Source organism: Flavobacterium sp., from assembly GCF_043722275.1.
Taxonomy (GTDB): domain Bacteria; phylum Bacteroidota; class Bacteroidia; order Flavobacteriales; family Flavobacteriaceae; genus Flavobacterium.
Genome location: NZ_JAYSPC010000152.1, coordinates 39,018 through 52,684, shown reverse-complemented (window position 1 = coordinate 52,684; position 13,667 = coordinate 39,018). Strand labels below are relative to the sequence as shown.

12 protein-coding genes are annotated in these 13,667 nt (G+C 35.5%); 7 read left to right on the top strand and 5 right to left on the bottom strand.

All coding sequences use genetic code 11. The features are described from left to right. Positions 1–452: 452 nt before the first annotated feature. The 5 genes from ACHZDT_RS18475 to ACHZDT_RS18455 all read left to right on the top strand — a co-directional run bounded on the left by ACHZDT_RS18475 (position 453) and on the right by ACHZDT_RS18455 (position 5,369). A complete protein-coding gene (locus ACHZDT_RS18475) occupies positions 453–1,112 on the top strand; it encodes a BON domain-containing protein (RefSeq protein WP_394776157.1) in 660 nt (219 codons plus the stop codon). Between the two features lie 32 nt (positions 1,113–1,144). Then, on the top strand, positions 1,145–1,456 hold the full coding sequence (locus ACHZDT_RS18470; RefSeq protein WP_394776156.1) for a hypothetical protein: 312 nt from the start codon (positions 1,145–1,147) through the stop codon (positions 1,454–1,456). Positions 1,457–1,473: 17 nt separating this feature from the next. Continuing rightward, the gene (locus ACHZDT_RS18465; RefSeq protein ID WP_394776155.1) at positions 1,474–1,953 is read left to right on the top strand and encodes a hypothetical protein; all 480 of its coding nucleotides are present in this window, start codon (positions 1,474–1,476) and stop codon (positions 1,951–1,953) included. A gap of 79 nt (positions 1,954–2,032) precedes the next feature. After that, the gene (locus ACHZDT_RS18460) at positions 2,033–2,842 is read left to right on the top strand and encodes a universal stress protein (RefSeq protein ID WP_394776154.1); all 810 of its coding nucleotides are present in this window, start codon (positions 2,033–2,035) and stop codon (positions 2,840–2,842) included. A gap of 16 nt (positions 2,843–2,858) precedes the next feature. Then, the gene (locus ACHZDT_RS18455) at positions 2,859–5,369 is read left to right on the top strand and encodes a cation-translocating P-type ATPase (protein WP_394776153.1); all 2,511 of its coding nucleotides are present in this window, start codon (positions 2,859–2,861) and stop codon (positions 5,367–5,369) included. A gap of 25 nt (positions 5,370–5,394) precedes the next feature. Here the strand turns inward: ACHZDT_RS18455 and ACHZDT_RS18450 are convergent, their stop codons facing one another. The 4 genes from ACHZDT_RS18450 to mgtA all read right to left on the bottom strand — a co-directional run bounded on the left by ACHZDT_RS18450 (position 5,395) and on the right by mgtA (position 10,542). Further along, on the bottom strand, positions 5,395–6,138 hold the full coding sequence (locus tag ACHZDT_RS18450) for a YoaK family protein (RefSeq protein ID WP_394776151.1): 744 nt from the start codon (positions 6,136–6,138) through the stop codon (positions 5,395–5,397). A gap of 39 nt (positions 6,139–6,177) precedes the next feature. Continuing rightward, on the bottom strand, positions 6,178–6,996 hold the full coding sequence (locus ACHZDT_RS18445) for a DUF6544 family protein (protein WP_394776150.1): 819 nt from the start codon (positions 6,994–6,996) through the stop codon (positions 6,178–6,180). A gap of 56 nt (positions 6,997–7,052) precedes the next feature. Continuing rightward, complete coding sequence (locus ACHZDT_RS18440) at positions 7,053–7,712, bottom strand: BON domain-containing protein (RefSeq protein WP_394776149.1); 660 nt, start codon at positions 7,710–7,712, stop codon at positions 7,053–7,055. Between the two features lie 277 nt (positions 7,713–7,989). Next, positions 7,990–10,542: a magnesium-translocating P-type ATPase gene (gene mgtA, locus ACHZDT_RS18435; protein WP_394776148.1), complete on the bottom strand. Its 2,553-nt coding sequence runs from the start codon at positions 10,540–10,542 to the stop codon at positions 7,990–7,992. Between the two features lie 628 nt (positions 10,543–11,170). On the opposite strand from mgtA, the gene ACHZDT_RS18430 reads away from it, so the two are divergent. Further along, entirely contained in the window at positions 11,171–11,497 is a 327-nt protein-coding gene (locus tag ACHZDT_RS18430; protein ID WP_394776147.1) for a DUF1214 domain-containing protein, read from the top strand. Between the two features lie 247 nt (positions 11,498–11,744). Then, positions 11,745–12,170 (top strand): response regulator, encoded by a 426-nt coding sequence (locus ACHZDT_RS18425; protein ID WP_394776146.1) that lies wholly within the window; start codon positions 11,745–11,747, stop codon positions 12,168–12,170. Between the two features lie 788 nt (positions 12,171–12,958). On the opposite strand, the gene ACHZDT_RS18420 is transcribed toward ACHZDT_RS18425, so the two are convergent. Further along, positions 12,959–13,510: a carboxymuconolactone decarboxylase family protein gene (locus ACHZDT_RS18420; protein WP_394776145.1), complete on the bottom strand. Its 552-nt coding sequence runs from the start codon at positions 13,508–13,510 to the stop codon at positions 12,959–12,961. Positions 13,511–13,667: the final 157 nt, after the last annotated feature.

The following is a 13,667-nucleotide window of genomic DNA, read 5'->3' as shown; positions in this document are numbered from 1 at the left end:
ACCTAAAAAAGTGTTCCTTATCACTTATGATGATGTTGGTGATCATTTCTCTACTGGTTCTTTCATCTCAAATTTGCACAGTAGATTTAAAAAGTAAATCTTTTAAATTCAATCTTCTAAAAAAAATAATTATGAAAACATTATTTGCACTTATTGCACTTGCTGCTTTAACAGCTACTATCCTCATGGATACTGTAGGGAAAAGAGTTTCAAAAACTAAGTTATAACCCTAATCTATTTTATTTATGTGTTTTTCTGCTACAGCAATCATGTCAGAAATTAGAACGGGTCATCTTGAAAAATTATATTTCAAAAAAAGCGCTAGAGCTCAATAAATATTGCAAATTCTGCTCTTCTGTCTTAATTAGTAATTACGATCAATTTTTATGATGTTGAAGATCATTTCCAAAGACTGTGATAAAATACACCTTTACTATAATAAACAGTAGCAGATGAAAACCAACGAAGAATTACAAAGACGGGTCATAAAAGCCATTAACAGCAAGCCCTTATTATCAGATACAGAAATTGGAGTGCTGGCTTTAAACGGAATCATTACTCTAACAGGATCGGTGCACAGCTATGCTAAAAAAGAACAGGTCGAAGCGACTGCTAAAAATGTAAGGGGCGTTAAAGTAGTAATAGAAAAAATTGACGTAGTGTTAAAGGACAAAATACAAAAAACAGATAATGAACTGGCTATGGATATTGTAAATGCCTTCAGGTGGCATTGGGATATTCCAAATGACAGCGTACAGGTAAAAGTGGAAAGTGGCTGGGTCACCCTTAGCGGCTCTCTGGAATGGAATTACCAAAAAGAAGAGGCAAAAAAAGCTGTCAGTGTGCTTATTGGCGTTAAGGGAATCATCAATAATATAATGATAGTTTCCTTGTCCAAAGACAGGATCAAAAAAAAGGATATTGAAGATGCTATACAGAGCAACAAAATTATCGGCAATGCAATAATTACTGTAGAAGTTCTTAATAATGCCGTTACTTTAAAAGGAACTGTCGAATCATGGTTTCAAAAAAATGAAGCAGGCCGCCTTGCATGGAAAGCCCCGGGCGTACTGGTGGTTAAAAATGACCTGCATGTAGACATTCAGCAATAACCTAAAATTATGTCGAACAAAAATTATACATTATGGAAAAAGTAAATATGGACAGTCTGGTCACTGTACTGACTGAAATTGAGAAACTCGGATTTACATCCCAATTTGAGGTTAATGGAAAAAATCTGGTTTCGCTTAAAACAGACCATCACTTTATGCCAGAGCAGATAAAAATAATTCATTTCTATCGCTTTGAAGGCGAATCCAATCCTGATGACAGCTCGATCATGTATGCAGTTGAAACCAACACTAATGAAAAAGGAACCCTTGTGGATGGTTACGGTAATGCCTCAGATCCTGCAACTGCAGATTTTATGCGCAAAGTAAAGGACATTCATAAATAATAAATCTTAGACTAAAGATGAAAAAACTCAATCCGTCCATTGCTGTCATTTTTGCAATTTCGGCAAGTATAATTCTACTGAACCGATATACCCGGTTTAATATTAATGATTATCGGGTCCATTTTTTCTTTCTCTTCTTTGCGGTATCCTCATTGGCAATCCTTATTGGTCAGTTTTTCAAAAAATTACAAAGTAACTGGTCTATTATTTCGGTTTTCCTAATCATTGGAATCCTATGCGGGCTCAAAGCTTTTTTTACCTGGGGCGGAGACTGGAAAACACAAACCGTACTTTATAGAAATATTCAAAATAGAGATAAAACAATAAATTATCAATTGCGGGGAGACCGATTTGCATTTGGATACAAAAAACGAATTATTGGTATCTATCACCTGGCGCCTTTTATGGAATGGACAATAGATGTAGATACACTTTATCTTGATAAAACAAAATGGGAAAAGTTAAATCTTCAGCTCAATGAAATGAAACTGAAATAGAACTCTAAAATATTTAAAACCGCTGAAATGAATTTAGATAAGCCCAAAAACTTCTATTTCAGTTTAAAAAATAAATACAATGAAAAAATTACTCGTTACAACAGACTTTTCCAATATCTCCAAGGCAGCAATACGATTTGCTATCCAACTTGCTACTCAGACTCCCTGTGAGCTGATATTCTACAGCGTAAATACAAAAAAACTTGAAGATAATATAGACAATTATTATAAAAAGACCACGCAAACCTATAAACTTAAAAAATTCATACTATCCATTTACAAAACAACCCAAAAAGAAGCTGGTAAGGTAGAATTTGTAACCGAGAACCATACTCATGTGGATAAGGCTATTATCGCTTATGCACAAAAATGCAATGCTGATTTTATTTGTATCAACACATCCGGCCCAGGTATATTTAATCAGTTGATAGGCACTACTGCCGCAAAATTGATTACTACTTCCCCTATTCCACTTTTGGTCATTCCCTACAACTATCGCAGAAAACCAATACAGCTTTTATTGTATGGATCAGATCTTGCAAAACTAGGTGTAGAACTGCCTTTTGTTAAAAGATTTGCAGCCCTGTTTGCTGCAGATGTTGCAGTGTATCATTACGATGAATTATTAGATCAGGGTAATTTTAAGGAAGATTTTAATAAAATAGCCCAAAACTACCAATCAGATAAAGTCTCTTTTAATTTTAAAAAATTAAATATCGAATATTCCTTACTGAATCATTTAGAAGTTGATATCAGAACAATAAGACCCTCAATCGTTGTCATGTTTACCAAACAAAACCGTGACTGGTTTGAACGTCATTTTCTTTCGAGTAAAACCAAGGAATTTGGTTTTAACACCCATACTCCTATACTTGTTTTTAGAAAGTAAAAAATACCATTGAATAATGACTGCAAACAAATTCAATACAACTGGCTTAACCACTGCGCAAGTGTTTGCGGCCAGGAAAAAATACGGCCAAAACGTATCTTCTCATAAAAAAACAAACCGTTATACCGCTGCAATGCTCCGAATGATTAAGGAACCCATGATGATTCTGTTATTGGTTGCATCGAGTATTTATTTTATCAGCGGAAAAACTGCCGATGGTTTCTTTTTAGCCTCAGCAATTGTTTTAATTGCGGCTATTTCATCTTACCAGAATGCCCGAAGCAGAAATGCTTTGGAGCAGTTAAAAGATTTTACCAAACCCAAATGCAAGGTTATTAGAAATGGCAATGCTGTAGAAATAAAAACAGCAGAAATAGTCATTGGAGACAGTCTTCTGGTGGAAGAAGGCGTCTTGATTTCTGCAGATGGAATCATCTTGCATTCCAATGATTTTTCGGTAAACGAATCAATTCTTACCGGAGAATCCATGGCAGTGAGTAAAGACAAATCAACCAAAGACAATGATATTTATCAAGGTACCACAGTTATCGGCGGACTGGCTATTGCAAGGGTCACTGCCATTGGAAGCGAAACCAAACTGGGTAAAATAGGCAAAAGTCTTGAGGCTGTAAAAGAAGAAAAAACACCCTTAGAGATTCAAATTGGCAATTTTGTAAAAAAAATGGTCATTGCCGGTGCACTGGTATTTTTGATTGTATGGGCAATAAACTATTTCCACTCTTATAAGATATTTGACAGCCTGCTCAAAGCCCTTACTCTGGCCATGAGTATTCTTCCTGAAGAAATCCCTATTGCTTTTACCACCTTTATGGCAATTGGTGCCTGGCGGATGATGAGAGAAGGGATTATTGTCAAACAAATGAAAACAGTAGAGACATTAGGGAGTGCCACGGTGATTTGTATAGATAAAACAGGCACTATTACCGAAAACAAGATGAGTCTGGCGAAAATTTTTTCTTTAAAATCAGCGAAAATTACCGATTTGGAAGCGCCATTATCTGAAGATGAAAAAAAATTAATTACCCTGTCTATGTGGGCAAGCGAACCCATTGCCTTTGACCCGATGGAAATTGCCCTTCATGAAACCTATGCAGAAGTCATCGAAGAAGACCAGCGCCCTGATTTCAAACTGGTACATGAATATCCTCTGTCAGGAAAGCCGCCTATGATGACGCATGTTTTTGAAAATAAATCCGGGGCTAAGATCATTGCCGCCAAAGGAGGCGCAGAAGCATTAATGGCAGTATCAGTACTTGACCACGAGCAGAAAAAAATAATTACACAAGCAATCCAGGAATTATCCCAGGAAGGTTACCGTGTTCTGGCAGTGGGCCAAAGTGATATGAGCTCTGAAAATTATCCTGAAACACAGCAGGAATTTAAATTCCAGTTCATTGGATTATTGGCCTTTTACGATCCTCCAAAAAAGAATATCAAACTAGTTTTACAACATTTTTACCGGGCTGGAATAAATGTAAAGATTATAACCGGTGACAATGCCCTGACCACTTGCTCGATCGCCCGCCAGATCGGTTTTAAGGGATACGAAAAAAGCATCTCCGGAGATCAGCTCATGCAACTTAAACCAAAAGAACTCAAAAAATGCGTCAGGGAAACCAATTTATTTACCAGAATGTTTCCAGAGGCCAAACTCAAAATTATCAATGCACTGAAATCAAATAAGGAAATTGTTGCCATGACCGGTGATGGAGTAAATGATGGACCAGCACTTAAAGCGGCTCATATTGGAATTGCAATGGGCAAAAAAGGAACTGAAATTGCCAAACAGGCAGCCTCTCTTATCCTGATCAATGATGACCTGTCGAAAATGGTGCATGCCATAGCGATGGGCAGAAAAATCTATGCCAACATCAAAAAATCAATTCAGTTTATCATTTCAATCCATATACCGATCATATTGACCGTTTTCTTTCCCCTTGCACTGGGCTGGACATATCCCAATATATTCTCCCCTATCCATATTATCTTTTTAGAATTGGTTATGGGCCCCACCTGCTCTATTGTGTATGAGAATGAGCCAATGGAAAAAAATACTATGGCACAGCGACCAAGGCCTTTTACTTCAACCTTTTTCAATTGGAAAGAACTCTCCACCAGTATAATTCAGGGATCAGTAATCACAATTGGAACATTGCTTACTTATCAATATTGCATTTTGCAGGGTTACAATGAACAGATGACCAGAGCAATGGTTTTTGTATTATTGGTAAGCGCCAATATCTTTTTAACATTAATGAACCGCTCTTTTTATTACTCCATTTTTACCACCTTGCGTTATAAAAATAATTTGGTTCCTATAATTATCGGCATTACCATTTTCATTACCGCATTATTGCTTTATATCAAACCTTTTGCAGTATTCTTTGCCTTTGAACCGCTAAAAGCCTTACCGCTTGTCATGGTAATTGGAGTGGGCTTTCTCTCTGTAATCTGGTATGAGATAGTGAAATTATGGAAAAGGAATTTTGAGGAATTTAAAGCCTGAAAAATAAATTTGATATGTACTAAATTTATTTGCCTCTATATTGTATCAGGTGCCTGTATTTTCTTTCCAGTAAAAAAGCATTAAAGCGGATCCTGTCATATAACAAACCCAGAAGCAAAGCCGTAACTGCAATGAATAAAACATGCAATCCCATTTTGGAATAAAAAATTCCGCCTGTAATTCCACCTGCAAAAAAAGAGCTGATGATGGTCATTCGCAGTTTAATTGATACCCACAGCTTTTTTCGAAGGAGTGCTTCACGATAAAAAAACAGTTGGGACAATTCAATTCCAAGATCTGTAAATAGCCCTGTTAGATGTGTTGTCCTTACAGTAGCATTAGAGATTTTTGTTACCAATGAATTCTGCAGGCCCATTGCAAACAATAAAGTATACGCTATAAAATTAGTGTTAAGGATAATTAAATATTCTCCAAAAACGGCAATTGCCAATAAAATTGCACCTTCAATTGCGGTTGGAATTACGTAACTGTATTTCTCATTTCTTTTTAGAAGAAACTCTACAAGCATACTGGAGAAGAAAGACCCCAGGAAAAAGAAGAAAATATACAAAAAATAAATAGCTCCCTGTCTGAAATTAAGCTTAAAAATCTCATCAACGAGAAAGGCAAAATGTCCTGTGACATTAGTAGTTAATTTTTGAACTGCCAAAAAACCAGCAACATTTACAAGCCCTGCCACAAAGGACAGCAAAGAGGCAATTTTAAGATTATGTCGTAGGTTTCTTTTGTTTCCCTGATGTTTGAACATTGTTTTTCAGTACTTAATAAGGGTTATTTATCTGAAATATTATTTCACTTTAGAAATAGCATAGTTATATGTAATTTCTATGACTTCGAACTTTGCATAACTGTAATTTCCCTCTTTCAATTTCCAGATTGCTTCTGGTGAAGCTGGAATTTTAACCTGATTGATTTCTTTATAATTGGCCATTCTGCAAAGCCATGGTTCCCTTTTCTTATCGGTCATGAACCGCAGGGTTTCCATTGTAACAATTTCGCCAAGAGCATTAAATGTTACGATAAAATCAAATGAGATTTCTTTATACCGGAATGATAATTTTGCTGAATTTTCATCAATTGCACTCCAAGTTATATTTTCCGAAGGAAGTAAATTTGTCGGAAACCAAACACTTTCGGCCAGCCAGCGCTGTAACTCGCCTTCGCTCGTTTCACTGCCTTTGGCATCAACAAGAGTAAAAATATTGAATAAAGAAACTTTTAAATTTCCCTTCCCAGCAATAAAACTGTCTCTTGCCGTAAAAAGCATTGTAGTCCCTTTCCATATAAATTGTGGTCTTTGTGCAGAAAAATATTGTTTTCCTTTAATGCTAATGAACTCTTTTTTTAGATTGGTTTTAAACAACCCGTTGTGTTTTAATCTAACCAGACTTATATACGGCATTCCGTCCCGTATAACATAATTAAAATAGCGCTGAACGGGTTTAGGCAAACCGTTTAATTGACTGATACTATATGTTTTGTCAGATATATTCAATGCATTTTTGTATAATACCTTGACCTGATTTTTAAATTTTAAATGCATCGCAATTTCTCCCAGAAGAATCGCCAAAAGCAGTATTCCGATAATAATTACTAAAAATATCATGGTTTGCTATTTTGTTAAGTTTAGGATTTTGGGCAAATGTTCTGATGGCATTTTTCTCAATCAAGTTCTACAAAAAGCTCATTATCAACATACCATACTCCCGGGGTATTCCATGTGATCCTTTCTGCCTCTTCCTTTTGGAAAAGTGAACTTACAATACCGCTAAGAAATATCGTTTTGCCATCAACCCTGACTTTAATATTGCCAATATCAAGAATCCAACTGCGGCTGAGTGCTTTCACCACGATATCTTTCTCAATTTCATTTTTCATTTCAGCTTCAATTTTTATCTTATCAATTACCCCCCTTACACCCTCCAGATAGCGAATAGCATTATCTGCCGCCTTTCTTTGGAAATTCCAATGTAAAATCCCCTCCAGGGTTACCCATCCGTTTTCAACTGTAACTTTAAGCCTGTGGTTGGGAACGGCCCAGCTCTCCTTCAAAGCCTTAACAACAGAACTGGCAATGTCTGTATCATTTCTAAGTGATGCAACAGGCAGGTGAACCTTTAAATCATCAACAACAGCCGTAACCCCTAAAATGTCCCTAACAGTGCTTTCTGCTTCCTTTTTTTGAGTATAATTATCCACACTTCCTGTAAGGGTAACAATACCATCCTGGACATTGACATCTATCTTATTAGATTCTAAAAGAGGTTCCCACGTAATAGCCTCTATCACTTCTTTGCGTAAAACATCATTACTTTTTTTCATTGGAATAATTTTTATAATACTAACCTTTGAATGATATTGTTTAAAGTATCATCATCATTGATCATTACGCAAAATTGAAACAAAGAGATCTAAAAAGAAATGATTTATATCAATTCAAAAAATGATAAGAAACATTTAATTGCTAAAGCACAATAGGTAGATCATGCTAAAGCTGATCCAATAGCGCAGAGCTGCCTATTGTAATGGTCAGAAATAAAATAACTAGTAGTGACTGCTTGAGGCAATAATTCAATAAACATTTTAACAACGTTGGCTATTAGCGAAAGGTTCTCTGTTTTTTTAGCAGTATTTCATAAAATTTATGCTTTACAATTTCGGCACATACAATATAAGCTGTTATTAATAAAAACGTCCAGGTATAAAAAAGCAATGGAAGTTTTACAAAATTAAACCATCCTGCAAATGGTGTAAAAGGCACCGTCAGGACAAAGATGACAATAATGGCAGTTGCTATGGAAAGATATCTACCAGGCAAGCTCTTAAAAAACGGTAATCGGGTTCTAACTACAAGTACTATCAATGTTGCCGAAATAACGGATTCTATAAACCATGCAGTTTGAAATTCTTTTTCCCTAACATGAAAAATAAACAGTAAAATACCAAACATCAGAAAATCGAATACTGAACTCAAAAGACCAAATACAACCATAAATTTTCGAATAAAAGAAATATCCCAGCGCTGTGGTTCCTGAATATTAATAGCATCAACACGATCTGTTGCGATTGCCATTTCAGGAAAATCAGTCAGGAGATTGGTCAATAAAATCTGCTTGGGAAGCAAGGGTAAAAAAGGAAGAAATAAGGAGGCACCAGCCATACTAAACATATTGCCGAAATTGGCGCTTGTGGCCATAAAAATATATTTCATGGTATTGGTAAATGTTTTTCGGCCTTCAACAATGCCATTTATCAGAACATTTAGATCCTGACTCAGCAAAACAATATCGGCCGCTTCTTTAGCTACATCTACAGCGGTATCGACAGATATTCCCACATCGGCAATGTGCAGGGCCGGGGCATCATTGATGCCGTCACCCATAAAACCAACAACATTCCCGCTGCTTTTTAGTATCGAAATAATATGTTCTTTTTGGTTGGGCTCTACTTCGGCAAAAATATCGGTTTGCAGCGCCTGATGCATCAGTGCAGCTTTGGTCATTTTTCTTAATTCCCAACCAGTGAGTATTTTTGGGTCTTTAATGCCAACCTGCAAAGCCAGGCTTTTTGCCACCAATGCATTATCTCCGGTAATAATTTTAAGTCTTACCCCCAGTGTATTTAGTTTGCTGATTATAGTTTCTACATTGGGTTTTGGAGGATCAAACAGGGTAATGAATCCTAAGAAAATCATGTCGTTTTCATCATCCTTAGTGAAATTACCCGGATCCTTTACAGGCTTGTAAGCAACTCCTAAAGTTCTTAAACCTGCCTGGCTTAATTTCTCATATTGCGCCTGAATCGACGCTCTTGAATCTGATATGCCTGATAATTTTCCTTCAGCGATTTCAGCCTGACTGCAAATGGCCAATATAGCATTCAGGGCGCCCTTTGTAATTGCAAGGTTTTCTTTTTCACCTTTTACGGCTATAGTTAAACGTTTTCGGATAAAATCGTACGGAATCTCGGATTTTACAGAAAAAGTATTCGGTATTCCCTTATAGGCAAGACCAATAGCCTCATCAATTGGATTTTTAAACCCTTGCTGCATGGAGGCATTAAACCAGGCATATTGAAGTACTTTATCACTATGGTTTCCGTTTATATCCAAGGTATCTTTTAAATTTACTCTGCCTGCGGTTATGGTACCTGTCTTATCAGAGCAAAGAATGTTCATGCTTCCTATATTTTCGATAGAAGAAAGACGCTTTACAATAACCTGCAATTTGGCCATTCTTTTTGCTCCTGTAGAAAGATTTACACTAATAATAGCGGGAAGTAACTGTGGTGTCAATCCTACTGCAAGTGCCAGAGAAAATAAAAAAGAATCCAGAATAGGTTTGTGAAGAAAGACATTTGCGCCAAAAATAATAATGACAAGAACCAGCGTGACTTCCATCAGCAAATATCCAAATTTGCGTATTCCCAGTTCAAAATCCGTTTCCGGCACTTTTAACTGCAGGCCGGCGGAAATTTTTCCGAACTCTGTATTTTTACCTGTTTCCATTACAAGTGCAGTACATTTTCCACTGATTACACTTGCTCCCATAAACAAGGTATTGCTTCTTTTAGAAAGTACTGTATCGACAGCAAGGCGATCCCCGCTGCTCTTTTCAACCGGAAAAGTTTCTCCGGTAAAAGCCGCCTCATCAACAAATAATTCTTTTGAATCTAAAATAAGACAATCCCCAGGTATAATATCTCCTGCTGACAGAGTCACGATATCTCCGGGAACAACTTGTTCTACCGTTATTTCTTTTGAAGTTCCGTTTCTTATTACACGACATTTTATTGTGACCATTTTCAATAGTTCTTTTACGGCCGCGGCAGCTCCTTTTTCCTGCCAAAAACCAAGAAGGCTGCTCAGTATAATGATACAAAGAATAATTATTGTATCGGAAATATCTCCTAAACCAGCCGAGAGTATAGCTGCAAGAATAAGTAAAATGGTGATTGGACTTTTAAACTGTGAGAGAAACAGCAAAAACATAGAAGAATTCGCATTATTTTTTAAGGTATTGGGACCATACTGATTTAATCTTTGGGCTGCTTGTTCATCGTTAAGTCCTTTTGGATCGGTATTTAATTTATGATAAGCCTCTTCAATACTTAAATTCCAAAAACTATTTTCGTTAACTGATTTAATTTCCATGAGAGATTTACTGTTTAATTCCCATAAAGATAGAGCATAATAAACAGCTTTGCCATAGTAAAACAATAATGTTTACTTTTGGATCTGATACCCTTTTATAACAAAAGTTTAATATCGCTTTCTAATCAATTCCTTTATTTCCTTTCAAAGAATTTCAACATTATTTCATATTCTGATTTCGCAAAAATTTTTATTTTTACATTTGAAACAATCACAAATTATACAACTCATTTTAAGCAAGTTAATAGCTTAAACATTGACAATTTGAAATTTGTGGCACATTAGTGGCACAGCAGAAATGGAATGGATACCTTTTTTTGCCACAAAAAGTTAAGGCGGTTTTCGAAAAATATTTTACCAGTTTAAGTTTCGTGGCAGAATCGTGGCGCACCAGTATTTTAGAAATAGAAAACGAGTTATGATAGTCGATCCAACTGTTAGGTTCGAATCTGCAGCTGAACGATTTGCTAAGTACATCTATCATCAATTTCTTGAAGTACACTTATTCTATAACCTATTATTTAAGAACCTTGCGACCGCCCGTCAGTACAGGCTTTAAAGATAGGCTCAGAATTTATAAGCTCCACATAACAAGGGATATGCTTTAAAATTATCTACTTCAAGTTTTGTGGCAAGATCGTGGCAAATTGCATTTGAAGTGGATATTCCGGCAAAACAGTTTTGGTCAGTAGTTCTGTATGACAATCAGACCCGCCCTATGCTTCAAACTGATCAGCAGTTTCGGAGTGTCAGCAGCCAGAAAAAAGAAACTCAGGTGAATGCTGACGGTTCTGTAGATTTGTATCTTGGACCTAAATCACCTGCAGGAAAAGAAAGTAATTGGGTGCAGACATTACATGATAAAGGATGGAGCATTATTCTGCGCTTTTATGGTCCTCAGAAGTCTTGGTTTGACAAGACCTGGAAACCTTCGGAAACTGAAGAAATGCAATAATTTAAAAATCAAAAATCTAACGTCACCGATTTTGAAAGTTGCAGTGCAATGTGTTTGTTTTAATGTTAGATAAAAGAATCATTTTTTTATTCAGATTATGTTTTTTTTATAAATGAAATTAATTTCGCCTAGCCGGAAATTTACTCACTTACATTAATTTCCGTAAGTAATTTCTATTGCATAAATCCAATAAATTATCCTAATAGAGTTAGTAAAAATCAGTGGAGTTATCCTATCTTTACAATATATGAGAAGAAACGGCGAAATAATTATAATAGAAGACGACGAAGATGACAGGTTATTACTAATGGACATATTTGAAAGTTTATCTTATCCCAATAAGATAACATTGATTGATGATCCAATGGATGCCATTGCCTATTTGTCAAATCCTTTGATAACTCCTTTTATTATATTTTCTGACATTAATATGCCGAAGCTAAATGGATTTGAACTTCGCCAGCAAATACTTGAGATCCCAGAAATAAGCGAAAAATGCGTACCATATATCTTTCTTTCTACTTCAAAAACACCAGAAAATGTCATTAAAGCCTATTCCTGTCATGTTCAAGGATATTTTAAAAAGGAGGACGACTTCTTGAAGTTTAAAACCGTAATAAGCAATATCATAGAATATTGGAAAACTAGCCTCACTCCTACTAATACATTATAATACTTATATTTATACTTAATATTTATACTTCTAAATTTAAACGTAACTTTCCAAGAACGGCATTCAGGTAGATGAGAAGGAAGCTAAAATTATTTTGTAATTACTATATTTAGTATCAAAAAATTACGACAAACCAAAAGAGAAAAAAATACCATATCCTTAATGAGACTTCGAACCACTCTTAGTCCCTGTTAAATCACGAATAACCTGCTTTTAGACTGTTATTTCAAACAGACTAGGGATTCCCCATGAAAAAAATCGAACCGTAAAATATCAGGTGATAAAAGCTTGATAAACAATTATTTATAGATACAAAAAAGAGACAACTACAAAGTAGTTGTCTCCTCAAGTGACTCCTTGGTACAAAATTCGAACCTTTTACTTGAAGATTTCCAGATTTTAAGCGAGTTGACAGAGGTTTAAAAAGAAAAGGATTTGATTAACGCCACACTCCCCTCGTATTAGTTTTTTGAGGAATTTAATATCAGTTTCTTTTGCACCATAATTTAGTCTGTTTGTTATGTTAACTGTCAAGTTTATCTTTTCGCTATCGTCAGTACATAAATAACAGTTAAACTTCTGGTTTTTCAAATTTATGTGGCGTAAGAAGTCTTTCATATGGAATCAGTTTTTTAGTTGCCATTAACGTTTAGAAATTATAGCGGTTGCCGGCAAAATAAATACCGTTTTGAATTTACCATTTCATCCTACAAACTAGCTTTCTCTATTAAAGTGCCATCATGCGCAATCACTTCTTCGCTTTTCGTGCTTGTTTCAATTGTTCTAGTTCACTCAGGACGCTGCCAAATGTAGTTTTTCATTGAATCATCAAGAGGTGTTTTTGCAATTATATTAGTCAAATTGGTGATTGTCTTGCTTCCAATTCCTCCAATAATTTCAATTGCATTTTGTTGAGTAAATCCCGCATTCAAAAATTTTTCTAATTCATATGTTTCTATTTGACCTTTTTTAAGAATTAGTTGCTTTGTGAAATTTCGTAAAGTTTCAAGTTTTTCGTCTTTGATTTGTTGCCCATTTCTTAGTGCATTAATAATTTCCATTGGTACTTTAGTCATTTCCATTCCCCAAGAGTGCAAAGCCATACAGTACGGACTGCTATTTTCAAAACTAACTGTCATAAGAATAATTTGGCCTTCTAAAAGTCCTAAGGTAGATTTTCCTAAAAACAAATCAAATGATTGATTATAGGCTTGATATATTGAAGGCGATACAGCTAATATTTTGTCTTGATTAGGTACAAATCCAAATTTATTAAAAATGTTTTGAAGAAGTTCTTTTGAATTCTCAGGTGCTGTTTCTATTGTATATTGTTCAAACATTTTTTCGTTTTTTATTGCTTTTCGTTTTTTAGCCTGACAGTTAACGTTTGGCCGCTTGGTGATGTGGAGGATTAAGGAAGTCTAAACTTTCGATTAATGACTACCTTTACAAGTACAAAACCATCTTTAAATTAAGCCTAAACCTGCCAATTCCAAA

Excerpts from the sequence above, each read along its gene's own strand:
- ACHZDT_RS18475 (WP_394776157.1), top strand. The coding sequence starts at position 453 with ATGAAAACCAACGAAGAATTACAAAGACGGGTCATAAAAGCCATTAAC.
- ACHZDT_RS18470 (WP_394776156.1), top strand. The coding sequence starts at position 1,145 with ATGGAAAAAGTAAATATGGACAGTCTGGTCACTGTACTGACTGAAATT.
- ACHZDT_RS18465 (WP_394776155.1), top strand. The coding sequence starts at position 1,474 with ATGAAAAAACTCAATCCGTCCATTGCTGTCATTTTTGCAATTTCGGCA.
- ACHZDT_RS18460 (WP_394776154.1), top strand. The coding sequence starts at position 2,033 with ATGAAAAAATTACTCGTTACAACAGACTTTTCCAATATCTCCAAGGCA.
- ACHZDT_RS18455 (WP_394776153.1), top strand. The coding sequence starts at position 2,859 with ATGACTGCAAACAAATTCAATACAACTGGCTTAACCACTGCGCAAGTG.
- ACHZDT_RS18450 (WP_394776151.1), bottom strand. The coding sequence starts at position 6,138 with ATGTTCAAACATCAGGGAAACAAAAGAAACCTACGACATAATCTTAAA.
- ACHZDT_RS18445 (WP_394776150.1), bottom strand. The coding sequence starts at position 6,996 with ATGATATTTTTAGTAATTATTATCGGAATACTGCTTTTGGCGATTCTT.
- ACHZDT_RS18440 (WP_394776149.1), bottom strand. The coding sequence starts at position 7,712 with ATGAAAAAAAGTAATGATGTTTTACGCAAAGAAGTGATAGAGGCTATT.
- mgtA (WP_394776148.1), bottom strand. The coding sequence starts at position 10,542 with ATGGAAATTAAATCAGTTAACGAAAATAGTTTTTGGAATTTAAGTATT.
- ACHZDT_RS18425 (WP_394776146.1), top strand. The coding sequence starts at position 11,745 with ATGAGAAGAAACGGCGAAATAATTATAATAGAAGACGACGAAGATGAC.
- ACHZDT_RS18420 (WP_394776145.1), bottom strand. The coding sequence starts at position 13,510 with ATGTTTGAACAATATACAATAGAAACAGCACCTGAGAATTCAAAAGAA.